Source organism: Nitratireductor kimnyeongensis (genome assembly GCF_019891395.1).
Classification (GTDB): Bacteria; Pseudomonadota; Alphaproteobacteria; order Rhizobiales; family Rhizobiaceae; genus Nitratireductor; species Nitratireductor kimnyeongensis.
Map to the genome: position 1 here is coordinate 3,448,552 of NZ_CP078143.1, position 22,075 is coordinate 3,470,626.

Below are 22,075 nucleotides of genomic sequence, written 5' to 3' on the forward strand. Positions count from 1 at the left end.
ATGAAAGTGGGGTCGGCGCCTGACTAGCAGAGCTGCGCGTTTTCCTCAACGCGGCTTGGCGGCATAGATGTAGGAGAGGGCAAAAAGTGCGGCCAATCCCCAGGGAAAATAGACGCGAAGCCCTATGACGGCAAATTGATAGACAGCACCCGCAGTGGTGAAAACGAACTGAAGTATCCACCGGACCGAAAGGGGATCGCCGTGCCACTGAGCGTAATAGGCACGATATTGCAACGCATAGAGCGCTGCGGTGATGCAGATGGTGGTGAGTGCGAAGGAGACGAATGCGGCAGCGAAGCGCACCTCCGGTCCGGACTTGCGCGCAAGGAGCGCCTGAAATGTGTGGCCGACAGGAAAGGCGAGAGCTGCACCCAGTGCAAAGATCGATGTCAACGCTGCCACTTGCGGCAATGTCTGCCATCCGCGTGCGCATAGAAAAGCAAGCATGTTGACGCCCATAAGCGCGCCCCAAAAGAGCGCGCCGGTCAACGCCCGTGCGGGCGATGGCAACGCCTGCCGCAGGCTGGCAAGACACTGCTTCACGAAGAGCTCCCGACTTCGCTGCCCCCGGGCATCAACCGCTAGAACCGCCCTGTGACGGCGATGAAGCGGTGATCGGGCCCTTCAAAGCCCACTTTGCGCACGGCGATCATCACCGCAAAAACCGGTGTGCCGCCTTCCGGGTAGAATGTCTGAATGCCGCTGATGCTGTAACCGAGGGGACAACCGCGACTTTGCGGGATCGCGCTGTCTTCATGCACAAGAACGGTTTCTGCCCCGGCCTCTGTACCGATGCGTGTGAGGCGAAAGCCGGCTGGTTCGCCGAAGCCGTAACATTCGGCTCCATCCGGCATGGATAGTTCATCAAGTCGGAATTCGAGGGGGCTGTCGATGGAGGGAAAGACCGGACGGGGATTGACGGCCATGCGGAAGGGGTCGGCCGATTGTTCCGTCACGACGTTCCAGCCGGCGGTGAAACCACGGTTTTCAGCAAGCTCGCTGTCTGCAATGACAGATTGAGACTGTGTTCTGGCTTCAGCGCGTGCATCGGAAATGCTGGCTCCGTCCTGTTCAAGGGTCACGCGGATGGGCGTGCCGGGCAGGAAGCTGTCATTGGCGGTATCGATGAAATAGCGATTGGCGTAAGCGAAGCCGGACCCGTCCTGCACACCGAATTCCTCGAAGGCGAATGTGGAACCGTCGTCTGAAAAGCCGAGAACCTCGACCGAGGGCGTGTCTCCTGCATGAGCAGCGGGCGAGGCGGCAAGGAGTGCGGCGCACAGTGCCATGAGAAACTGTTTCATGATGACATTCCTTTCGGCTGAATGCTCGTCTCACTGCCTTACGACAGATGTTTTCCCCCAAGTGGGAAATATATCACCTTCAGCCGGTTTGGCCGCAAACACGCCGCGGGCGATGGCGCGGGCCATGGTTGCGGCGGCGGCGGCGTTGAGATCAATCACGGCTTCGAGATCAAGCGGCGTTTCGTTGCGGCCGGTCGATAGCGCGAAGACGAGGTCCCCGTCGACCGGCGTGTGCGCCGGCCAGATGGCGCGCGCGAAACCGTCGTGAGCGGCGATGGCAAGACGCTTTGCGGCCGGTTTGTCGAGCCTTGCATCGGTTGCAATCACGGCAATCGTGGTGTTGCCGCGCGCGGCCGTGCGCATTTTTGTGATGACGTTCGAGGCATTCGGCGGCATGGGGTGAGGCAGACCGAGGCCGCCGAACTCGTCGCCGATCTCAAAAGGGGCGGCCCAGAAATGCGGTGTGTTGCCGACACTGACAGAGCCAACCGCATTCACAGCAACGAGCGCACCGACCGTGATGCCATTTTCAAGCACGGTGGAGGCGGAGCCCAGCCCACCCTTCAGCGTGGCCGTGGTGGCGCCGGTGCCCGCGCCAGCGGTGCCGATTTCGAATTCCGCAGATGCGGACATGGCGGCCGAGAAGCCGAAGTCGCGATAGGGGGAAAAGCGGCCCCAGTCCTTGTTGCCGCCATTGGGTAGGTCGAACAGGATGGCGCCGGGCACGATGGGCACGCGATAACCCAAAATCTCAAAACCCCGGCCCATCTCGCGCAGCGCCGCCTGAACGCCGGCAGCCGCATCAATGCCGAAAGCGGATCCACCCGAAAGGGTGATGGCGTCCACCCCGTCGACCAGATTGTGCGGCTCCAGCGCGTCGGTTTCACGGGTTCCAGGCGCGCCGCCAAGAACCTGAACCCCCGCCGTCGCCGGTGTTTCGCACAAAACTGTGGTGACGCCGGATTTCACGCGCTCGTCGGTGTGATTGCCGACCGTGAGCCCCGCCACATCGGTGATCAGGTTTCTGGGCCCCCTGCGCCACATCACTCGACCTCCTGAAACGTCTGCCCATCGAAGCGGAACAGCCGGTAAAGGGGTTGCTTCAGATCGCCTTTCTCGTCGAAGGAATAGGGTCCGAGCGCTGTCTGAAACGTGCCGGACTGGAGCGCTTCGGCGATGGGGCCGGATCCGGAACGAAGTGCGGCGACCGCGAGTTCGGTGGCTGCGAAGGCGGGCAGTACGTATCCGTCGGGAACAATGTCCGCCTCTTCGAGGGCGCTTCTGGCAGTCTCGGTGGCGATGTCGGCCCACCGTGGCAAGCCGATCATCAGCGTACCATCCGCAAGCGGCATGGCGCTCTCCTCCGCGCGCAATGCTTCGCCGCCGGCAATGACCAGATCGTACTCCATGCCTGCAGCGTCGCGCGCCAGAATGGCGATATCGCTGCGATCACCACCCACGAACACGTGGGTCGCGCCCGAGCGGTTCAGGCGGCCGGCCAAGGCGATCTGATTGTCGAGCTGCGGGCGGAACGTGTCGATGAAGACGGGCTTGAGCTCCTGCAACTCGGCTGTCGCACGCAGATTTTCCGCCAATTCGCGCCCGTAGATGGTTCCATCGTCCACAATGGCAAAAAACGCATCGCGCCAGCGAGGCAAGAGAAGCCGAGCCACCGCATCGCGCTCCGCGTCAGCGCGTGGCGCTGTGCGAAAAACGGGCCAGCCAGTACGTTCGCGTTGATCGGTCAGCGTTGCGGTGCGCACCCCGGGCGTGATGACCGGAATGCCGGCTTCCGCGAAGAGAGGCAGCGCAGCGTCGATGGCGTCTGTGCAAAGAAAGCCCACGACCACTGATACATTCTGATCGATGAGCGAGCGGGCGGCGGCCTCCCCACCTTCGGTGCTGCACTGCGTATCGGCCTCGATGATCCGGGCATTCAGCGTTTGGGCTGCCTTGCGCGCGCCATCGCGCATCTGCCGTCCAAGCAACTCGAAACTGTCGGTCAACGGCGCGGCCAGCCCGACAACCGGCTCCTGCGCATGGGCGGCAGGCAGGCTAAAGGCAGCAAGGCTGCAACAGATAAAAAAGGCCAAGCAACGCATATCGTGGTTCAGTTACCCGTTTGACGGTCACGCAGTAGCATGGGAATCAGCCTGCCGGCATCAGACCTTAACCGCAAAGCTGCTGAACTGGTAAATAACTGTGTCATAAAGCACTTCCGGCAATAAGCTTCTGCACGAGATGTTTGCTGACGTACCGCTTTTTTCTGTTTTTGCACTGTCGGGTATCGGGGCTCCTTGGTAAGGCTTTGGATATTTCCTATATCGCGCATGAGAGTTGAGAAGAGTTGACTGTGCTAAAGACCAACGAGATCGAACCACGCCACTACCGCGATGCCATGGCCCGTTTTGCAGGAGCCGTGCACGTGGTCACGACGGATGGGCCGGCGGGCAAGCGCGGCGTGACGGCCATCGCGGCCTGTTCGGTTTCGGACAATCCGCCCACGGTGCTGGTCTGTCTCAACCGTGAAAACCCGAACAATGACAGCTTTGCAAAGAATGGTGTGTTCGCGCTCAATACACTGACGGCGGATCATCAGGATCTGTCCAATGCCTTTTCGGGACTGACCGGGCTTTCGCCCGAAGAGCGCTTTGCGCTGGCTGAGTGGGACACAATCGCCACCGGTGCTCCCACCCTTCCCGACGCGCTTGCCGTTTTCGACTGCCATGTGGTGAAGACGGTGGAGCTCGGGACGCACCGGGTGTATTTCGGCCATGTTGCAGGCCTCAGCATCGGCGACAAATCGAGCCCGCTCCTCTACCATGAACGAGGCTACCGGGTATTGTAGCCCTACACCCTTTCGGGAAAACTGGGGGAATGATGGCCCAAACGAGCTCACGCGGCCTGCCGCAATCCATCGATGAAACACTGGCGCTTCTGACAGACGGTGGCTACGTGGCCGACCGCTCGCTTGCCACAGTGCTTTATCTCAGCCTGACGATGCAGCGCCCGCTGTTTCTGGAAGGCGAGGCGGGTGTGGGCAAGACCGAGATCGCCAAGGTGCTTGCCGACCGGCTGGGCCGAAAGCTGATCCGATTGCAATGCTATGAGGGACTCGACGTTTCCTCTGCCGTTTATGAGTGGAACTATGCGGCACAGATGATCGAGATCCGCATGGCCGAAGCATCAGGCATTCATGACCGTTCGGAAATGGAAAGCGGTGTCTTTTCGGAGAAGTATCTGATCCGCCGTCCGGTTCTGGAAGCGCTGGAAAGCAGCATCGACGGACCGCCGATCTTCCTGATCGATGAACTCGACCGGGCAGATGAGGCATTCGAGGCCTATCTTCTGGAAGTGCTTTCCGACTTCCAGGTCAGCGTGCCGGAACTGGGCACGATCAAAGCTACCGAACCGCCGATAGTCGTCATCACCACCAACCGCACACGCGAGATCCACGACGCGCTGAAGCGACGCTGTCTTTATCATTGGGTCGATTATCCGGACGCGCAGCGCGAGCTCGAGATTTTGGCCAGGAAGGTGCCGGACGCCAATGCGACGCTTGCAAAACAGATCGTGGTGTTCGTGCAGAAACTGCGTGAGCTCGATCTCTTCAAGGCACCGGGCGTCGCAGAAACCATCGATTGGGCAATGGCACTGACGGCGCTCGGCAAGGAAACACTTGATGCCGAAACCGTGTCCGACACGATGGGCGTGCTCTTGAAGTACCAGGACGATATCGTTCGGATGGAAGAGGGCGAGGGTGTTCGGGTTCTGCAAGAGGTGAGGGTCGGCTGAATGGCCGCTGCGCCGTCAACGCCCTATGAAACCCTGCCGAAACCGGGAGGCGCGCAACTGGCAGGCCGCATTGTGGGCTTTGCCCGCATGCTTCGTCGTGCGGGACTCAGAATCGGACCGGCAGCGGTGATGGATGCGGTGCGCGCCGTGCTTGCAGTGGGGATCGAGAATCGCCTGGATTTCTACTGGACATTGCATTCCACCATGATTTCACGGCGCGAGGACCACGCCGTGTTCGATTCCGTGTTCCGCCTTTATTGGGCGCGCCGGAAGGAACGGGAAGACGCAGAAGACGTTGCGGATGGCGAGGATACGGAGGTGTTGCGCGAGAAAAAGCGCGCCGGCGACCGCCGCGCCGAAGATGCTCTCGATGAGGAACGGCGCGCGATCATCAAGAAGCGCCCGGAGTTCGAACTCGATGCCCGCCTGTCGTTCACCGCGATGGAAGTGCTGCGCGGCAAGGATTTTGCCCAGATGTCGGCCGCTGAACTGGCCGAAGCTCGCCTTGCGATGCGCGACCTTACTCTGCCGTTCGACCGTGTGGCGACGCGGCGTTTCCGGCCGGACCCGCACGGGGCAAGGATCGACCCGCATGCCATGCTGCGGGCGAGCCTGCGCACGGGCGGCGACCTGATCCTGCCAAAATTCCGCTCGCCGCGCGAGATCGCGCCGCCGCTGGTGGCCTTGGTCGATATTTCCGGATCGATGAGCCAGTATTCGCGCATTTTTCTGCATTTTCTCCATGCGCTGACGGAGAAACGCCGCCGCGTTCACAGTTTCACTTTCGGCACGCGGCTGACCAACATCACGCGTGCCCTCAGCCGTCGCGATCCTGACGAGGCTATGGACGAAGCTTCGGGCACCGTGCGCGACTGGTCAGGCGGCACGCGGATCGGAACCGTGCTGGGCGATTTCAACCGGCTGTGGTCACGCCGGGTTCTGGGGCAGGGCGCCATCGTGCTTTTGATCACCGACGGGCTGGAGCGCGACCATATCGAGGTTCTGTCGCGCGAGATGGAGCGGCTTTCGAAATCGTGCCGGCGGCTCATCTGGCTGAACCCGCTGCTGGGGTTCGATGGGTTCGAGCCGCGCGCACGCGGCATGCGCGCCATGCTGCCGCATGTGGATGAGCTGCGGCCCGTACACTCGCTCGATGCGCTGGGCGATCTCGTGGCTGCGCTGACGGCACCGGCCCGTGGCGGGGACTTGGCACGGCACTTCCAGCGTGCCCATATGAGAGGCGGGAGAAACGCCAATGTCTGATCTTGTGCAAAGAGACCACGCGCGCGATCCGCTGATGATCGCGGAGGAATGGATGCGCGCCGGCCGCGATGTGGCGATTGCCACAGTGGTGGAAACCTGGGGCTCTGCGCCCCGGCCCGTGGGAAGCCATCTGGTGATCGACACGGAAGGCAATTTCGAAGGATCCGTTTCGGGTGGCTGCGTCGAAGGCGCGGTGGTGGCGGAAGCCGCTGACGTGCTCGCGGAGGGCAAGCCGCGCATGCTGGAATTCGGTGTGGCCGACGAGACCGCCTGGGAGGTGGGCCTTTCCTGCGGCGGGCGCATTCGCGTCTTTGTGGAGAGGCTTGGTTAGTGGACCCGCATTCGCTGAAGAAACTGAACGCGCTGCGGCGCGAGCGCAACGCCGCGATACTGCTGACGGATCTGGGCGACGGGCGCGACCGGGTGATCGGCGAGGGCGATGCGGTGGCAGGCACGTTGGGAGAAGCCGTGGCCCGCGCCTTCCGTTCGGGAAAATCCGGCGTGGCGGAGGTCGACGGTCGGCAATTTTTCCTGAACGTGCATCTGCCCGCACCGCGTCTCGTGGTGATCGGCGCGGTGCATATCAGCCAGGCGCTGGCACCGATGGCGAAGATCGCCGGGTTTGACCTGACGATCATCGACCCGCGCACCGCCTTTGCCTCGCCGGAGCGGTTTCCGGATGTGGCGCTTCACGCCGAATGGCCGGATGAAGCGCTGGCCCGCCAGCCGCTCGACGCCTATACGGCGCTGGCAGCCCTGACCCATGATCCGAAAATCGATGACCCGGCCCTGAAGGCTGCCTTCGAGGCGGAGTGTTTCTATATCGGAGCGCTGGGGAGCCGGAAGACCCATGCCAAGCGCGTGGAGCGGCTGATCGATCTTGGCGTTGCAGGTGAGATGCTGGAGCGGATCGACGCACCCATCGGGCTCGATATAGGAGCGGCGACGCCAGCCGAGATCGCCGTGGCGGTGCTTGGCTCGGTGATCCGGGCGCTGCGGACGCGCGGGCTCGATGGTGGGGGGCTCCCGTCGTGAAATTCGGGCCGATATCCATCGAGGAGGCGGAGGGCGCGGTGCTCGCGCATTCGACGATGGCCGGTGAGACGAGGCTGCGCAAGGCGCACCGGCTGACGAGAGAAGACATCGCCCTTCTTCGGGCCGAGGGTATCTCGACCGTGATTGCGGCCAAGCTCGAGCCTGGCGATCTGGACGAGGATCAGGCGGCGGAAAGCCTGGCGAAACGTCTGGTGATGGATGGCATCGTCGCCCGTGCGCCGTCGACCGGGCGCGTCAATCTTTTTGCCGAGAGGTCAGGTCTTTTCATTGTCGACAGGGGATCTGTTGACCGGCTTAACGCTGTTGACCCGGCAATAACGCTCGCCACGCTGCCAGACTACAGCCCGGTGGTCGAAGGGCAGATGGTGGCAACGGTGAAGATCATCCCCTTCGCGGTGTCGGGCGAGCGGCTGGACAGCGCGATGAAGACGATCCGATCGAACGTGTTTCGTTTGGCGCCGTTCAGGCCGCACGCAGTCGGTGTGGTGCAGACGGCGCTACCGAGCCTGAAGGACAGCGTGCTCGACAAGACGGCGCGGATCACGGGCGAGCGGCTGGCGCGCTCGGGAAGCCGCGTGACGCGCGAGCTTCGCCCCGCCCATGAGACCGATGCGGTGGCGCGCGCGCTCCATGCGCTCAAGGATGAAAGCGACATGCTGCTCATCTTTGGTGCGTCGGCGGTGTGCGATGCGGACGATGTGATCCCTGCTGCGATCCGCAAGGCGGGCGGTACGGTGGAGCGGGTCGGCATGCCGGTCGATCCGGGCAATCTTCTGGTGCTGGGCACGATTGAAGGCAAGCCGGTGATCGGCGCGCCCGGGTGCGCTCGCAGCCCGAAAACGAACGGCTTCGACTGGGTGCTGGATCGGCTGATGGCGGGGCTTGGCGTTTCATCGGCGGACATTTCCGGCATGGGCGTTGGCGGGCTTCTTGCCGAAATCCCGACACGGCCGCAGCCGCGTGAGGGAAAGGGCCCGACGCGCGAGCCTGTCGTGTGGGGCGTACTTCTGGCGGCGGGACAATCGCGCCGCATGGGCAAACACAACAAACTTCTGGCCTCATTTGACGGTTTGCCGCTGGTGCGGCGGACCGGCGCAACACTGGCGCAGGCCCGCGTGAATGGCGCTGTGGCGGTGCTTGGACATGAAGCGGAACGGGTGGGCGCGGCGCTCGACGGACTCGGGCTGGGACTTGCAACCAACGAGGCCTATGGAGAGGGGCTCTCCACTTCGCTCAAGACCGGCATCGCGGCACTGCCGGAAGAGGCTGCCGGCGCGCTGATCATGCTGGCCGACATGCCGCAGATCGGAACGGACGACCTCGACCGGCTCGTGGACGCGTTTGTGAAGGCGGGCGGGAAGGCAGTGGTGCGGGCTACACACAATGGCAAGCGCGGGAATCCGGTGATACTGCCGCGCACACTCTTTGCCGAGGTGGCGCGGCTTGAAGGCGACACGGGCGCAAGGCATGTGGTGGAGGAGGGGCTGGTTTCGGTGATCGATGTGGAGATCGGCGGTGCGGCGCATCTCGACGTGGATACCCCGGAGGTCCTCAAGAAAGCGGGCGGCGTGTTGAATCAATGAGTTCCGTTTTCACTGCAAAGTCTTGTTTCCTTGTTCTTTTCGCCCTTCTTAGGGTGGCGGAAGCGCAGGCCTTCGAGCTTGCTTCGCACAAGGATCGGCTCTTTGCCTATCCAGGGGTGCTGTCATCGAGCGATGGCGGCGCTTACCGCGTCGTAGACTATCAGGAAATGCGGGACATCAACGGCCGTGATGCGGTGCCGGAACGACAGGTAGAGGGGCGGTACGTCTCCACGGGCGTGCGGCGCGCCCAGCAGGAACTGGCGATGAAAACGGAAGCGGGCACACTGCGCTTTTTTGCCGTCGGCAAAACCAGCGGCGCGAGCGCAATCGTGATCTATCTGCACGGGCAGGGCGGCAATCGCCGGCAGGGGGTGAACGATTTAACCTTCGGCGGGAACTTCAACCGCATCAAGAACCTGATGGTGAAGAGCGGCGGGCTCTATCTTTCACCCGACGTCGCGGATTTCGAAGCAAATGGCAAACGGCAGATCGCGGCGCTGATCTCCCATTACGCGGCCGCTTCGCCGGACGCGCCCGTGTTTGTCGCATGTGGCTCGATGGGCGGTGTCCAGTGCTGGTGGCTGGCGGAAGATGCTTCGATGGTGGAACGGCTGGGCGGGCTGATGCTGCTCGGCTCCCTGTGGCATGAGGCGTTTCTCAAAAGCCCGGCCTTCGCCGCCCGCGTGCCGGTCTTCTTTGGTCACGGCAGCAATGATCGCGTGTTTCCGGTCGAGCGGCAGGAGGAGTTTTTCAGGAAAATTCGTTCCGTAGCAAAGGGTTATCCTGCCCGCTTCGTGCGCTTCGAGACCGGGACGCATGGCACGCCCATCCGCATGACCGACTGGCGCGAAACGCTGAACTGGATGCTCGCCCAACGCTGAGCGGCACCTCAGGGGCCTGTATGATAGTCGAGTACGGTGATCGGATCCTGTTCGCCGTCATAGGACGCGTCGACATCGTAGCGCACGAGGGTGAAGGTCCCTTCCCGGAAGATCCAGGTTCCTGATGAAAAGGCGTCGCCAAGACCGCGCCACTTGTTGTAGCTGGTTAGCGTCAATGTATCGGGATCATAGTCGGAGTTCACGAGCGTGGCGTCGGCGGTATAGCCGACAATGCGGACATCCTCCACGTCGCCTTCGGGATCGCCATCCACATATTGAACGCTGGTTTCCGGAACTGCGAATTGCAACGGGGCGAGCCCGCCATGCTCATCCGCCAGAATATAGGCGTGTGTCTCGTTATAGGCACCGCTTCCGCAATAGAAGCGAAAGAGCCGGGCCTCGTGTTTCGGGGTGTCGAGGCTTTCGTGGGAATAGTTGAAGGCGATGGTGTGGCTTTCAACCTGGTCTTCCCTGTCGCGCTCAAGCGCCTGGGGGCACTCGGTCCCATGGACGGAGGCAAAGAGCGTCCTGGCCTTTTCCAGAACCGTATCGGTTGTGTCGGGTGCGCCCTCGCCGCAGCTGGCCGGCAGAGCGTCGGCCAGTTCGCCGGTGGCCGGCTTCATCTGCGCATTCTCGATGTGAAGCGGGTTGTAGGGCGTTCCCTGTATCTGCGGGTTTGCAAGGCGCAGTGTATAGCAGCCGGCAAATACCCGTTCGCCGCCATCGCTGGCCCGTGCGCGGATGGCGACGGGGAGCGCATAGATGCTGCTGCCGGCCGCACCCTCCGACGTGGCGGTTCCGGTGAGGAGGGAGACGTGGTCGGTGTCTGCATAGCCTTCGGCGTAGGCATTGAGACTGGTAGCCGGGGGCGTTGCGAAATAGTCGTAGGCGCGGGCGTATTCCTTGCGGTTGATCGCGTTGTAAAGCGATTGCAACAGGGCCTGCGGTGTCGACCGGTCGTCCAGATAGGGGCCGTCCTGGGCGAGGGCCGGTGCGTGGAAGACAGCAAGAAGGGCGGCGGTCGTGAATACGGGTTTCATCAGGGCCTCCTCGGCTCGAAACGGCTCGCAGGGTAATGCGGGAAACAACGATTCGCACAGATACTATCGTTCGAACATTGCCCAGAATGTGATCGTGCGGATGGGCCAGACGTGCATTTCCGAAATGATTCAAATAGACTTGGTCAAATCGGGAGTTTCTTAACCGCCACCCGCTAAGGGTGCATGCAGTGCGGTGAGGATGTTTGGATCTCCCGCACCGGCGGGAGAGGCGGTATGGCCATCGGGAGAAGCCGCGATTTTGCGGCATTGCTTGATGAATTGATCGACGAAGATGCGCGGAATGCAGGCGGATCGCCGGCAACGCTCCATTCTCTCGATTATCTGTCGGTGGCCGAGGAACTGCATTCGGGGCGGATCAATTTCACAGACCGACGGGCAGAAGCCGAATATGGAATGCACCAGTCGGCGCCGCCAAGAAGACGCGCCGACCAAGCCAAGACCGTGAAGACGGAGCCACCGGTCGCCATGCCTCTTGCGACCGATCCGGACGAGATCGCCCGTGAGCTGGGGCTGGGCAGAACGACCGATCCCAAAGTGCTTGACCGGCTGCGACGCGATTTTGCCTTTCGCAATCACCCGGACCGTGTACCTGCTCATCTGCGTGCCAACGCGATGACGCGCATGCAGGTGGCGAACATGCTGATCGATGAGGCGAAACGTGGAAAGATCAAGCCGCAGGGGGCCGGTGAAGCCAGGGCATGAGGCGGTCGCGCCTTAGCCAGCGCACGTAGAGCAGCACTGATACGATAGCGAGGCCGCTCACGAGGCCGATCCAGATGCCCGGGCCATTCATACCCAGCACGAAGGCGAGGACCACGCTCGATGTCATGCCAAGCCCCCAATAGCCCAGCAATGAGTAGATCATGGGCACTTTCGTGTCATGGAGGCCACGCAACATTCCCGCGGCGAGCGCCTGTGCGCCGTCGAAAACCTGAAACAGGCCGGCAAGGGCCAGGAATGTGACTGCAAGGGCGATGACCTCTGCATTCTCAGGCAGGTCGAGGTCGAGGAAAGCCCCGATGAGCGGTCGAGGCAGTGTGACCATGATGACGGCCATCAACGCCATGAAGCCAACCCCCATGACGAAGGCAGTCCAACCGGCACGGGTGATCGCGTCGAGGTTTTGTGCGCCGAAGGCCCTGCCAACGCGGACGGTTGCCGCCTGGGCAAGTCCCATGGGAACCATGAAGGTGATGGACGAAATCTGGATGGCGATGGCGTGGGCGGCCAGTGCGGGCCCGCTGATCAGCCCCATCAGAAGGGCTGCCGCGTTGAAGATCGTGACCTCGAAGGTCATGGAGCCGGCGATCGGCAGGCCGAGGCGGATCAATTCAAAGAACCGGGGCCAATCGGGGCGCCAGAAACGGCCAAAAAGCTGATAGCGGCGAAACTGGCGCTCGAGCGAAACGACCAGTGCCAGGCCGAAGAACATGAGCGCGCTTGAAAGCGTGGTGGCGATGCCGGAGCCGGGCACGCCAAGTGCCGGAAAGCCGAGATTGCCGAACATCAGGCACCAGTTCGCCAGAACATTGAACGCCACCATGAGGAACATGATGGTGAGCGCCCAGCCAGGCCGCTCCAGAGCCGAGATGAAGGAACGCAGAACGATGTAGCCGAAAAAGGGCAGGGCGGCCCATTGGAGCGTTCGCACATAACTGCCAGCAACGCCGGCAAGCGACGGGTCCTGCCCCATCCACAACAGGACCCGCTCGGCCTGCCACAGAAGCAGCCAGATCGGGATGGAGACGGCAATGGCCAGCCAAAGCCCCTGCCGCACGGTGCGTCTGACATCGCGCAGGGAATGGAGCTTGCGACCAAGGGCGCTCGCTATCATGGGAGAGGTGGCCAGCAAAAGGCCAAGACCGAATATGAGCGGGGCGAAATAGAGATTGTAGCCGAGTGTTCCCGCCGCCAGCGCTTCGGGTCCAAGTCGCCCCATCATCATGACGTCGGTCGTGGTCATGGCGATCTGCGCCAGATTGGTGAGCACCATTGGCCATGAGAGCGCCAACATTGCACGCGCTTCCGCAATCCAAGGATTGGCCGGCGTGGAAACGCCGGAAGCAATGGCTGCCATGTCGTCTACCCCTTGCAGCAGACGGAACACTCAACGCCTGCCGAAATCACACGCGGAAGGAGGATGCCTTCGGCGCAAAAGTGCTTTTAGCGGGCATTGCCTGTCAGGCAAGCCGGATTGTTTGGACCAGTGGCTCTCAATCGCGCCGGCGCCGGGTTTTGCGTGTTGCGGTCGCTGCACCGCTTTCGGATGCGGGCTTGTTGCGCATGGGGCCGACACGCGCGACGATCTCTGCGATGTCCGGACGGTTTTCGGGCTCTTTGTGGCCATCCAGAGCAGTGCGCATGGCCGCCAGATGCTCGAAGGAGGTGCCGCAGCAGCCGCCGATGATCTTTGCGCCACCATCGACGGCAAGCCGCACATATTCGCTCATCAATTCGGGCGTTCCGGAATAGTGAACCTCGGTGCCGCGAAATTCCGGAATGCCGCAATTGCCCTTGATGACCACCGTTGCGTCGGGCCGCGCTTCGGTCATGTCCAGAAGGGATGCCAGAATGTCGGGCGCGCCAACGCCGCAATTCGCACCGACGGCGACCGGTCCCCTGGGCAGCGCATCGACAACGGTGTGAATGTCTTTCGGCGCGAGCCCCATCATGGTGCGGCCGGCCGTGTCGAAGGAACCGGTATAGGTGTAGGGAAGGCCGACCCGGATCGCGGCCTCGGCTGCCGCGCGGATCTCGTCGGGCGCGGACATGGTTTCGATCCATGCCACTTCCGCGCCGCCCGCCTTGAGCCCTTCCATCTGTTCGGTGAAGGCGTCCACCGCCTCCTCATAGGTGAGCGCGCCGAGCGGCACCAGGAGCTCGCCCGTGGGGCCGACGGAGCCTGCCACGATAACGCGGCGTCCTGCCTTGCCGGCGATGCGGCAGGCAATCTCGGCGGCCTTGCGGTTCAATTCGTGGACACGGTCCTGTGCGTTGTGCAGTTTGAGCCGGTGGCGTGTGCCGCCAAAGGAATTGGTGAGGATGATGTCGGCGCCGGCATCGACGAAGCCCTGGTGCAGGGCCTCGATCTTTTCAGGCGCGTCTTCGTTCCAGAGCTCCGGCGCTTCGCCCGATTCGAGCCCCATGGCAAAGAGATTGGTGCCGGTTGCCCCATCGGCAAGGAGCACGCCGCGTTCCGCAAGCAGAGCATCGATGGGATTTGTGGTGGCCGGGGACTGCATGGGCGCGCCTTCCATTCGGGCGAGGCTTCGATATGGGGAAAGGATATAAAGAAATCTTTATGTCCGTCAATCCGCCATCCTCATCCAAGCCGAAGGCTTTTGACAAACCCGGCTGCCTCATGGGCATTGATCTCGGCATCGCGGATAAGCCCGTCAAAATGCCGGGTCAAGCGCTGAAGGGAGCCGGTGGAGCTGATCACAAGATACATGCCGCCCATGTAGAGAGCCGCGCGATAGGGCCCGAAGATGGTGTAGGGCGCGGAGTAGCGGCGGCGCCCATCGAACAGGAAAAGGCGGAACGTGGGGTAGAGATCGTCGAGCAGGCGCGCCATGTGGATGATCTGGTCGGCGCGGACCTGCTCGGGCAGGGTGCGCCACACACCTTCACCCTTGGCGAAAAGCTCCAGGGTATGCCGGGGCATGCAGACCTCCATGTCGGTCTCGGGCCGGCGATTGTAATCGACGCGATACCGGGCTTCGCTGATTTGTGTGTCGCGGCGCTGGGGCATGGCCTCGGCTTCGTAGTGGATCACGGCTTCCGTGCGCAGAAGATCGGGAATGCCCGAGGGCACATAGCGGATCTTGGTGCCGACGGCTTCGGCATGCCATCTGGCAAGCATCGTGTCGTCGAACCCGCCCTGAGCCTCGGCGATTTCAAGGCTTTCGCGCAGGTCGCCGGTGATGCCCTCGTCCTGACTGAGGCCGAGCAGCCAGTCGAGTGACACCTTGTGTTCGGCTGCAATGTTGATGAGCGTCTCGGCGCGCGGAAGCCGCGTGGACGCGCCGGAAAGAAGCTGGGAGAGGGCGGAGCGGTCTATGCCAACGGCTGCGGCGAAGGCCGACTGGTTGAGGCCGGAGCGCTGGAGCAGGATTCTCAGGCGATCACGGAATGTGTCGGAAAGATCGCGCTTGTCGATAATGACCTTCTCCATCGCACCTATCAACGAATGATGACTTTAGTAAACAAATGCGATGATAAGTGTGCAAAGTCAACGGATTGTGCGCTTTCTCGCATTGCGTGTGTTTCGGCCTACTGACAGAATCCTGTCAGGATCAAAAACGCGCTGCCGTGGTGGCCTGACGGGCTTGGGGGGTGGCGCAGAACCGGAAAACCGATGAATAAAACGACCAGACGCCGGGGCACGCGCTCTGTGGCCGTGGAATGGCCGACGCTTGCCCTGATTTTCGCCTGTTACGGGGGATGGGCGGCAGCGGGTTTTTTGCTCTGGCCTCACTGGCCGCTCGCAGCACTGGCACTGCTGACATTGACGATTGCCCTGCAGAGTTCGCTCATGCATGAATGCCTGCACGGGCATCCAACGCGCTCGGCGGCGATCAATGAAGCGCTGGTGTTCCTGCCCATCGGGCTTGTCTATCCCTATCGCCGGTTCAAGGCGCTGCACCTGCGCCATCACGCGGATGAACGGCTGACCGATCCTTTCGAGGATCCGGAGAGCCACTACAGGGCTCTTTGGCAATATGAGGAAATGCCCGTCTGGGCGCAGCGCCTCCTGACAATCAACAACACGATGCTGGGCCGGTTCGTACTTGGACCGGTGATCATGAATGCCGGCTTTCTGGTTTCGGAATGGAGGCTGGCCGGCGAGAATGCGCGCGGAGTGCGGAAGGCCTGGTTGCTGCATGGGTTGGGGCTGGTCATTGTTCTGACCATCATTGGCTACGGGTTCGATATGCCGCTGTGGCTTTATGGTCTCCTACCGGCCTGGCTCGGACAGTCGCTGATTTCGGTCCGAACCTTTGCCGAGCATCAATGGTCGGAACGGCCGGACGGGCGCACCATCATCGTGGAGCGCTCGCCGCTATCGCTGCTGTTCCTGAACAACAATCTGCATCTCGTTCATCACAAGCTGCCGCGTGTGCCATGGTATCGGCTTCCCGCACTCTATCGGGAACGGCGGAGTGAGTGGCTCGCGATGAATGGCGGTTACAGCTATGCCAATTACTGGGCGCTTCTGAAGGATTTTGCTTTTCAGGCCAAGGAGCCGGTGCCGCATCCTGCCTTGAGGCGCATGCCGGAAGCCGCGCGTGGTTTTCGCCCGCGCGCGCATGGGCGCAGGGTTGGCGGGCAGGGAACCGTGCCGGTGCCGGCAAGGCCGGTGAAAGAGTGAGTGCTTGCGTCTGGCATGCGTCGCATCGGATAAGAACGCATGCGTGACTGGATTGCTGCCCTTCCCATGTATGACTGGCCCGAGTGCCGGAATGAGACCGATGCGCATTGGGACCGGCTGCGCGACGGGCTGCGCGCTCAGGGTGTCGATGCGCCCGAGGCGCTTTCGCGTGGCGACGATTTGCGGGCGCTGTGGCGAAACCCGAACCTGCTTCTCGCGCAAACCTGCTGGGGCCCGATGGAAGCGGGCCTGGCCCGCCATGTGCAGGTGGTCGGGCAGCCGGATTATTCAGCCTATGAGGGTGGGGCGGGTGCGCTCTATTCCAGCGCAGTGGTGATGCGCAAGGACGTGACGGGCCGTGATGTCACAGCGCCTTTGCACGGGCGGGCGCTCCTGCCGCTTGATCTGATGCGCGACACACGCCTTGCCTATAATGAAACGCTCTCGCGCTCTGGCTTTCTCGCCTTGATTCAGGATTTGAAGGAGGCGGGGGAAGGAATTGAAATATTTGCAGAAAGACTGGAGACAGGCGGGCATCGAGCATCGCTTGAGGCCGTGCGGGACGGGCGTGCGGATGTGTGCGCCGTGGATTGCCGCAGCTGGGCCCTGGCGCAGCGTTTTGTGCCTGGTTTAGATAAGCTGTGTGTTGTCGGGTGGACGGCGCGGCGGCTGGGGCTTCCCTATATCACGAGCCATGAAACGGATGCGGAAACACTTGCGTCGCTGCGCGCTGTGCTTCTTGTCTAGCTGCGCATGCGCTCGCCTGCGGGATCGAAGGGCGGCACGACATTGATGCGGGCCGGGCGGCGGCGGCCTAAAATCTCGATCTCGAACAGACCTGCGGTCTCGTTTTGTGAAAGGGCGGCGGACACATAGCCCTGTGCCATGGACTTGTCGACCGAATGGGCATAGCCCCCGGAGGTCACCCAGCCGACGACGCGCCATGCGCCATCGACGAGACTGTTTCCAGCTTTGCTGATCTCCTTGCCGGCTTCATCGAAGCGGGGCGCGCCGAAGCCGTGCGGCGGTTCGACGGTGCCGAAATCCCGGTCGCCGACCTTGGCCCAGACGGGCTCGTCGCCCATCACATCGGCGCTCTCGGCTTCGACGACGAAGGAGACGCGCCTGAGACGCGGACCCTCCTGCTTTTCGCGCATGGCGGCCTCGCGGCCAACAAAATCTCCCTTGTCCAGCTTGACGAAACGCTCCATGGCTCCCTCGAAGGGGCCGTAAATCGGGCGCAGCTCGCGGAACCAGGTCGGGAAATTCTTCTCAAGCCGCATGGAAAGCAGGGCGCGCATGCCGAAATCGACCATGCCGAATTCGGCGCCCGCCTCCTTCAGCGCCGTATAGACCTGGCGCTGATAGGCCGGCGGCATCCAGATTTCATAGCCTAGATCGCCCGTATAGGTGAGCCGGTTGACCATGCAGGGCGCGCCGGCAACGGCCATTTCGCGGAAATCCATGAAGCGAAAGGCATCTTTCGAAATATCGATGTCGGCCAGTTTTTCGAGAACGGCGCGGGATTTGGGTCCGGCGAGCGACAGGCCGACCAGGGTCTGGTCGAACCGGTGGAGATGCACCGTGCCGTCGCGTGGCAGGTGTTTTTCGAACCAGCGCATATGGTGGATCTGCGCGGCGTATGAGCCCCAGACCATGAAGCGGTCGATCGCATCTCTGGGGCCGCGATTGGCAATGGTGAAATCGCCGATCAGCTTGCCGAACTCGTTGAGCATGGGCGAGAGGACGATGCGGCCGGGCTTCGGCAGGTGGTTGGTCATCAGGTGATCGAGGAAGCCCCGCGCGCCGGTGCCGGAAATCTCATACTTTGCAAAATTGGCGATCTCGGTGATGCCCACGCGTTCCCGCACGGCGCGCACCTCATTGCCCACAGGCGCAAAATCATTGGAGCGGTGGAAGGAGACGACATCCTTCGGTTCGGTGCCTTTCGGCGCGAACCAGAGAGGCGTTTCCAGACCCCAGGAATCGCCCATGACCGCATTGTTGTCGCGGGTCATGATGTCGTAAAGCGGCGTTGTCTGCGCCGGGCGGGCTGCAGGCAGTTCTTCATTGGGGAAGCGTATAGAGAAACGGCGGGAATAGTTTTCGCGCACCTTCGCATTCGTGTAGCGCAGGCTCGCCCATTCGCCGAAACGAGCGACATCCATGCCCCACACATCGAAGCCCGGATCGCCATCGACCATCCAGTTGGCAAGGGCAAGCCCGACACCGCCACCCTGGCTGAAACCGGCCATGACGGCGCAGGCGACCCAGTAATTGGTGAGACCCTGAACGGGACCGACAAGCGGGTTGCCGTCGGGCGCGAAGGTGAAGGGGCCATTGATCACCTGCTTGATGCCGGCGTTTTCCAGTGCCGGGAAATGGCGAAAGCCCACTTCGAGCGAGGGAGCGATGCGGTCGATGTCCGGCTCCAGGAGTTCATGGCCGAAATCCCACGGCGTCTCGCGCGGCGACCACGGCTTTGCCGCCTTCTCATAGGTGCCAAGCAGAATGCCATTGCGCTCCTGGCGGGTGTAGATCTCGCCCTTGAAATCGATGACGCCGATCATCTCGCGGCCGGTCTCGCGGTTGAAGGCCTCCACTTCCGGCATGGGCTCGGTGAGAAGATACATGTGCTCCATGGCCAGAAGCGGCAGTTCGAGGCCCGCCATGCGGCCCACTTCGCGCGCCCACAGGCCGCCGCAATTGACCACGTACTCGGCCTCGACCGTTCCTTGCTCGGTGATGATTTTCCAAGTTCCGTCAGAGGTTTGCGCGAGTTCCGTGACTCGGTTTCTGAGCACGATCTCGGCACCGAGTTTTCGCGCGGCCTTCGCATAGGCATGGGTTGTGCCGGAGGGATCGAGGTGACCTTCGACCGGGTCCCACATGGCGCCGACGAAGTGGCGCTCATCCATGAGCGGGAACATGGACCTGGCTTCAGACGGGGTGATCAGCTCGGTCTCCATACCGAGATAGCGGCCCTTGGCGTGGGCAAGGCGCAGAAAATCCATACGCTCGGGGGTGTCGGCCAGCATGACGCCGCCCGTCAGGTGGAGGCCGCAGGACTGGCCGGACAGCTCTTCGATTTCCCGGTAGAGCTGGACCGTATAGGCCTGAAGCTTCGCAACATTGGGATCGCCATTGAGCGTGTGAAAACCGCCTGCCGCATGCCAGGAAGAGCCGGAGGTAAGCTCGGAGCGCTCAATCAGCATGACGTCGTTCCAGCCGGCGCGAGCAAGATGATAAAGCACCGAACACCCGACCACGCCACCACCAATCACGACTGCTTTTGCATGCGATTTCATGAGCTTGCACCTGTTGCTGGAATCGAAACTAGAGCATTTCCACTTTTATCCGGGTCGCGTGAAAGCTCCCTCTCTCTCTTTGTTTCAAGCAGTTCCGGACGGAAGACCGGTTCCCTCTTTTCCTGGAATTGCTCTAGAAATCCGTCGGTGCGCCGCCCTCGCGGATGCGGCGCTCAACAAAATCGTTGAGCTCGTCGCGAATGGTTTGATCCATGGGCGGTGGCTCGTACATGGCAAGCCGCTCCTTCCACAGCCGGTTGGCGTGGTCGATAGCGATGGGCGCCCCAGACTGGGCCCAGGTTTCGTAGTTGCGCCAGTCGGAAATGATGGGAGAATAAAAAGCCGTCTTGTATCGGGCCTGGGTATGTGGGGAGCCGAAGAAATGTCCGCCGGGCCCGACGTCGCGAATGGCATCGACCCCGAGTGCGTCTTCCGACAGATCGAGCGGCTGGAGAAACTCGGCCACCATCTGCAGAAGATCGATGTCGAGCATCATCTTTTCATAGGAGCAGCATAACCCGCCTTCGAGCCAGCCGGCGGCGTGTTTGACCATGTTTGCGCCGCCCTGAATGACGCCCCAGAGTGAAAAAGTGCTTTCGTAGGCGGCTTGAGCATCGACCGTGTTGGCGGCGCAGACATTGGAACTGCGATATGGGATGCCATAGCGCCTTGCAAGTTGCCCGCCGAGCAACTGGGCCTTCATATATTCGGGTGTGCCGAAGGCCGGCGCCCCGGAGCGCATATCGACATTGGAGGTAAAACCGCCATAGCCGACGGGCGCCCCTTTGCGAACCATCTGGGAAAAGGCGATTGCGGCAAGAGCCTCGGCATTCTGCTCGACCACCGCACCGGCGATGGTGACCGGGGCCATCGCGCCGGCCAGCGTGAAAGGTGTGATGATGACGGCCTGTCCGTGGCGGCTCATCTGGATGATGCCTTCCATCATCGGAATGTCGAGCCTGAGTGGCGAATTGGTGTTGATGATGGTGAAGCAGGAGACCTCGTTGGCGAATTGCTCTGCGCTGACGCCACGCGCAATCCGCGCAATCTCCAGACCATCCAGGTTGCGTTCGCGCCCCAGTGAATAGATGTGGAACGCCTTGTCGGTGAGGGTGACGATGTCGCGCAGGCATTCCAGATGCCGGATCGCGGGATGAATATCGATCGGCTCGACCGGATAGCCGCCCTGGCACTGGATGATGTTGTGCATCTGCGACAGCTTGATGAAGTTTCGAAAATCCTCCTGATTGCCCGGTCTGCGGCCGCGGTCGAGGTCGGAGCAATTGGGAGCCGATGCCATTTGCGCGAAAACGAGATTGTTGCCGCCCATGCGCAAATTGTGGGCGGGGTTGCGCGCATGAAGGTCGAACTCGGAAGGGCAATGGGCCACGTGTTCGAGAATGAGCGCGGAATCGAAATGAACGCGTTGGGTCTCGGCCCGCACGTCGGCGCCATTCGCCTTCATGATGGCGCGGGCTTCATCGTGAAGCACCTCCACACCGATCTCACTCAAGACCCGCAGCGATGCCAGATGGATGGATTCCAGTTCGTCATCGGAGACGATACGGGCTGGCTCGAACGGATTGACGAGGCGGCGGAAGGGCGGTTGCTCGAAATGTGTCGTGCTGGCGCGCTTGGCGGCACGCCCGCCACGCCTGGACCGGACGGGGCCGGGATCAGCGGTTGCGAGATCCTGCGTCATGGGCATCCTTCGTGACTGCTGCGATGCAGCCATGATGAGGCCAAATGCCGTGATCGAGGGCCGGACTGACGACTCCTATCGCCAGAGAAGCGACATTCCGGGCGGCCCGTTCACCGACGCAACTGCGTTCGGCGTCGCGCTGCCATGCTGCTTTTCTGTGTCAGAGCGGAACCCGCAATGTGGTGATCCGGCGCACTGAACGGGCCTTGGCGTTGGTGAATTCCAGAATGTCGCAGAAGGCCATCCCGTCTCCGTTTGCCAGTCTCAGCCGGCCATTGGCCGCGCCCGCGCGACCATGCGCGATGGCATGGTTGACCGTCAGTGCCTCGACTTCAGGTGCGCCGGCAGCGGCGATGATCGCCTTTCGTCCCTCAACGATGCGCCTGCCGGCGATCTCCCAGACCGCGTCTTCGTCCACCAATTGCGACAAGGTGGCTTCATCGCCGGCGGCAAGCGCAACCGACAGATCCTGAACGCGCTGGTTCTTGGGCGAGTTGCCGCAGTCGCGGCTTCCCTTCAACTCCATTCATCGTCTCCCGTGATCACTAGCCTCCGCTACAAGACGTTTTTGTTCAAGGTGCGCCGACATGCTTGTCGATCAGCAGAACGCGCAGGTAAGATGGCGCATGATCAGAATGCCTTTCATGCCAGCACGCGCGCCTTTGCCAGCACTCAAGCCGTCGGCGCGCACACGGCACGCGGAGCTCTTGCGGCTGTGCGCGCGCATTGGATATTCTCCGCCCACTCCCGC

21 protein-coding genes are annotated in these 22,075 nt (G+C 62.1%); 10 read left to right on the plus strand and 11 right to left on the minus strand.

What is annotated here, in order from left to right:
- Nucleotides 1-45 precede the first annotated feature (45 nt).
- Genes KW403_RS16370 through KW403_RS16385 form a run of 4 tightly spaced genes read right to left on the minus strand, consistent with a single transcriptional unit; the run spans nt 46 to nt 3,406 of the window.
- Nucleotides 46-543: a hypothetical protein gene (locus tag KW403_RS16370; RefSeq protein ID WP_223020483.1), complete on the minus strand. Its 498-nt coding sequence runs from the start codon at nt 541-543 to the stop codon at nt 46-48.
- A gap of 38 nt (nt 544-581) precedes the next feature.
- Nucleotides 582-1,304, minus strand: a complete 723-nt coding sequence (locus KW403_RS16375; RefSeq protein ID WP_223020484.1) for a DUF2259 domain-containing protein — start codon at nt 1,302-1,304, stop codon at nt 582-584.
- Between the two features lie 30 nt (nt 1,305-1,334).
- Entirely contained in the window at nt 1,335-2,348 is a 1,014-nt protein-coding gene (locus KW403_RS16380) for a P1 family peptidase (RefSeq protein ID WP_223020485.1), read from the minus strand.
- Nucleotides 2,348-3,406 (minus strand): branched-chain amino acid ABC transporter substrate-binding protein, encoded by a 1,059-nt coding sequence (locus tag KW403_RS16385; RefSeq protein WP_223020486.1) that lies wholly within the window; start codon nt 3,404-3,406, stop codon nt 2,348-2,350. The genes KW403_RS16380 and KW403_RS16385 overlap by 1 nt, the downstream gene beginning before the upstream one ends.
- Before the next feature lie 251 nt (nt 3,407-3,657).
- Here KW403_RS16385 and KW403_RS16390 point away from each other — a divergent pair, with 251 nt between their 5' ends.
- From KW403_RS16390 to KW403_RS16420, 7 genes are read left to right on the plus strand one after another with little or no spacing between them, the layout of a single operon-like run.
- Nucleotides 3,658-4,152, plus strand: coding sequence for a flavin reductase (locus KW403_RS16390; protein ID WP_223020487.1), 495 nt, complete (start codon nt 3,658-3,660; stop codon nt 4,150-4,152).
- A 29-nt stretch (nt 4,153-4,181) separates the two neighbouring features.
- Entirely contained in the window at nt 4,182-5,099 is a 918-nt protein-coding gene (locus tag KW403_RS16395; protein ID WP_378595985.1) for an AAA family ATPase, read from the plus strand.
- Complete coding sequence (locus tag KW403_RS16400; RefSeq protein WP_223020488.1) at nt 5,100-6,362, plus strand: vWA domain-containing protein; 1,263 nt, start codon at nt 5,100-5,102, stop codon at nt 6,360-6,362. It abuts the gene before it with no gap.
- Nucleotides 6,355-6,693, plus strand: coding sequence for an XdhC family protein (locus KW403_RS16405; RefSeq protein WP_223020489.1), 339 nt, complete (start codon nt 6,355-6,357; stop codon nt 6,691-6,693). The genes KW403_RS16400 and KW403_RS16405 overlap by 8 nt, the downstream gene beginning before the upstream one ends.
- Complete coding sequence (locus KW403_RS16410; protein ID WP_223020490.1) at nt 6,693-7,397, plus strand: XdhC family protein; 705 nt, start codon at nt 6,693-6,695, stop codon at nt 7,395-7,397. The genes KW403_RS16405 and KW403_RS16410 overlap by 1 nt, the downstream gene beginning before the upstream one ends.
- Nucleotides 7,394-9,001 (plus strand): NTP transferase domain-containing protein, encoded by a 1,608-nt coding sequence (locus KW403_RS16415; protein ID WP_223020491.1) that lies wholly within the window; start codon nt 7,394-7,396, stop codon nt 8,999-9,001. The genes KW403_RS16410 and KW403_RS16415 overlap by 4 nt, the downstream gene beginning before the upstream one ends.
- The gene (locus KW403_RS16420; protein WP_223020492.1) at nt 8,998-9,882 is read left to right on the plus strand and encodes an alpha/beta hydrolase; all 885 of its coding nucleotides are present in this window, start codon (nt 8,998-9,000) and stop codon (nt 9,880-9,882) included. Before KW403_RS16415 ends, KW403_RS16420 begins: the two co-directional genes overlap by 4 nt.
- An 8-nt stretch (nt 9,883-9,890) precedes the next feature.
- Here the strand turns inward: KW403_RS16420 and KW403_RS16425 are convergent, their stop codons facing one another.
- Complete coding sequence (locus KW403_RS16425; RefSeq protein WP_223020493.1) at nt 9,891-10,922, minus strand: DUF1176 domain-containing protein; 1,032 nt, start codon at nt 10,920-10,922, stop codon at nt 9,891-9,893.
- A gap of 234 nt (nt 10,923-11,156) precedes the next feature.
- On the opposite strand from KW403_RS16425, the gene KW403_RS16430 reads away from it, so the two are divergent.
- Entirely contained in the window at nt 11,157-11,645 is a 489-nt protein-coding gene (locus KW403_RS16430) for a hypothetical protein (protein ID WP_223020494.1), read from the plus strand.
- On the opposite strand, the gene KW403_RS16435 is transcribed toward KW403_RS16430, so the two are convergent.
- The 3 genes from KW403_RS16435 to KW403_RS16445 form a co-directional block, all read right to left on the minus strand.
- Entirely contained in the window at nt 11,611-13,020 is a 1,410-nt protein-coding gene (locus KW403_RS16435) for an MATE family efflux transporter (protein ID WP_223020495.1), read from the minus strand. The genes KW403_RS16430 and KW403_RS16435 overlap by 35 nt on opposite strands.
- 136 nt (nt 13,021-13,156) lie before the next feature.
- Entirely contained in the window at nt 13,157-14,185 is a 1,029-nt protein-coding gene (bmt, locus tag KW403_RS16440; protein ID WP_223020496.1) for a betaine--homocysteine S-methyltransferase, read from the minus strand.
- Between the two features lie 80 nt (nt 14,186-14,265).
- Nucleotides 14,266-15,117 carry a helix-turn-helix domain-containing protein gene (locus KW403_RS16445; protein WP_223020497.1) on the minus strand — a complete coding sequence of 284 codons (852 nt, stop codon included), beginning with the start codon at nt 15,115-15,117 and terminating at the stop codon, nt 14,266-14,268.
- Nucleotides 15,118-15,300: 183 nt separating this feature from the next.
- On the opposite strand from KW403_RS16445, the gene KW403_RS16450 reads away from it, so the two are divergent.
- Together KW403_RS16450 and KW403_RS16455 are read left to right on the plus strand one after the other, a co-directional pair.
- Nucleotides 15,301-16,314, plus strand: a complete 1,014-nt coding sequence (locus KW403_RS16450; RefSeq protein WP_223020498.1) for a fatty acid desaturase — start codon at nt 15,301-15,303, stop codon at nt 16,312-16,314.
- Nucleotides 16,315-16,353: 39 nt separating this feature from the next.
- A complete protein-coding gene (locus KW403_RS16455; RefSeq protein ID WP_223020499.1) occupies nt 16,354-17,061 on the plus strand; it encodes a phosphate/phosphite/phosphonate ABC transporter substrate-binding protein in 708 nt (235 codons plus the stop codon).
- On the opposite strand, the gene KW403_RS16460 is transcribed toward KW403_RS16455, so the two are convergent.
- From KW403_RS16460 to KW403_RS16470, 3 genes are all read right to left on the minus strand, one after another.
- Nucleotides 17,058-19,622, minus strand: a complete 2,565-nt coding sequence (locus tag KW403_RS16460; RefSeq protein ID WP_223020500.1) for a GcvT family protein — start codon at nt 19,620-19,622, stop codon at nt 17,058-17,060. The genes KW403_RS16455 and KW403_RS16460 overlap by 4 nt on opposite strands.
- Before the next feature lie 133 nt (nt 19,623-19,755).
- Nucleotides 19,756-21,324: a trimethylamine methyltransferase family protein gene (locus KW403_RS16465; RefSeq protein WP_223020501.1), complete on the minus strand. Its 1,569-nt coding sequence runs from the start codon at nt 21,322-21,324 to the stop codon at nt 19,756-19,758.
- Nucleotides 21,325-21,484: 160 nt separating this feature from the next.
- Nucleotides 21,485-21,850, minus strand: coding sequence for a nuclear transport factor 2 family protein (locus KW403_RS16470; RefSeq protein ID WP_223020502.1), 366 nt, complete (start codon nt 21,848-21,850; stop codon nt 21,485-21,487).
- Between the last annotated feature and the right edge of the window lie 225 nt (nt 21,851-22,075).

Coding starts and splice junctions, on each gene's coding strand:
- KW403_RS16425 (WP_223020493.1), bottom strand. CDS start 10,922: ATGAAACCCGTATTCACGACCGCCGCCCTTCTTGCTGTCTTCCACGCA.
- KW403_RS16460 (WP_223020500.1), bottom strand. CDS start 19,622: ATGAAATCGCATGCAAAAGCAGTCGTGATTGGTGGTGGCGTGGTCGGG.
- KW403_RS16450 (WP_223020498.1), top strand. CDS start 15,301: ATGAATAAAACGACCAGACGCCGGGGCACGCGCTCTGTGGCCGTGGAA.
- KW403_RS16465 (WP_223020501.1), bottom strand. CDS start 21,324: ATGACGCAGGATCTCGCAACCGCTGATCCCGGCCCCGTCCGGTCCAGG.
- KW403_RS16380 (WP_223020485.1), bottom strand. CDS start 2,348: ATGTGGCGCAGGGGGCCCAGAAACCTGATCACCGATGTGGCGGGGCTC.
- KW403_RS16445 (WP_223020497.1), bottom strand. CDS start 15,117: ATGGAGAAGGTCATTATCGACAAGCGCGATCTTTCCGACACATTCCGT.
- KW403_RS16375 (WP_223020484.1), bottom strand. CDS start 1,304: ATGAAACAGTTTCTCATGGCACTGTGCGCCGCACTCCTTGCCGCCTCG.
- KW403_RS16385 (WP_223020486.1), bottom strand. CDS start 3,406: ATGCGTTGCTTGGCCTTTTTTATCTGTTGCAGCCTTGCTGCCTTTAGC.
- KW403_RS16400 (WP_223020488.1), top strand. CDS start 5,100: ATGGCCGCTGCGCCGTCAACGCCCTATGAAACCCTGCCGAAACCGGGA.
- KW403_RS16405 (WP_223020489.1), top strand. CDS start 6,355: ATGTCTGATCTTGTGCAAAGAGACCACGCGCGCGATCCGCTGATGATC.
- KW403_RS16395 (WP_378595985.1), top strand. CDS start 4,182: ATGATGGCCCAAACGAGCTCACGCGGCCTGCCGCAATCCATCGATGAA.
- KW403_RS16420 (WP_223020492.1), top strand. CDS start 8,998: ATGAGTTCCGTTTTCACTGCAAAGTCTTGTTTCCTTGTTCTTTTCGCC.
- bmt (WP_223020496.1), bottom strand. CDS start 14,185: ATGCAGTCCCCGGCCACCACAAATCCCATCGATGCTCTGCTTGCGGAA.
- KW403_RS16455 (WP_223020499.1), top strand. CDS start 16,354: ATGCGTGACTGGATTGCTGCCCTTCCCATGTATGACTGGCCCGAGTGC.
- KW403_RS16435 (WP_223020495.1), bottom strand. CDS start 13,020: ATGGCAGCCATTGCTTCCGGCGTTTCCACGCCGGCCAATCCTTGGATT.
- KW403_RS16430 (WP_223020494.1), top strand. CDS start 11,157: ATGGCCATCGGGAGAAGCCGCGATTTTGCGGCATTGCTTGATGAATTG.
- KW403_RS16470 (WP_223020502.1), bottom strand. CDS start 21,850: ATGGAGTTGAAGGGAAGCCGCGACTGCGGCAACTCGCCCAAGAACCAG.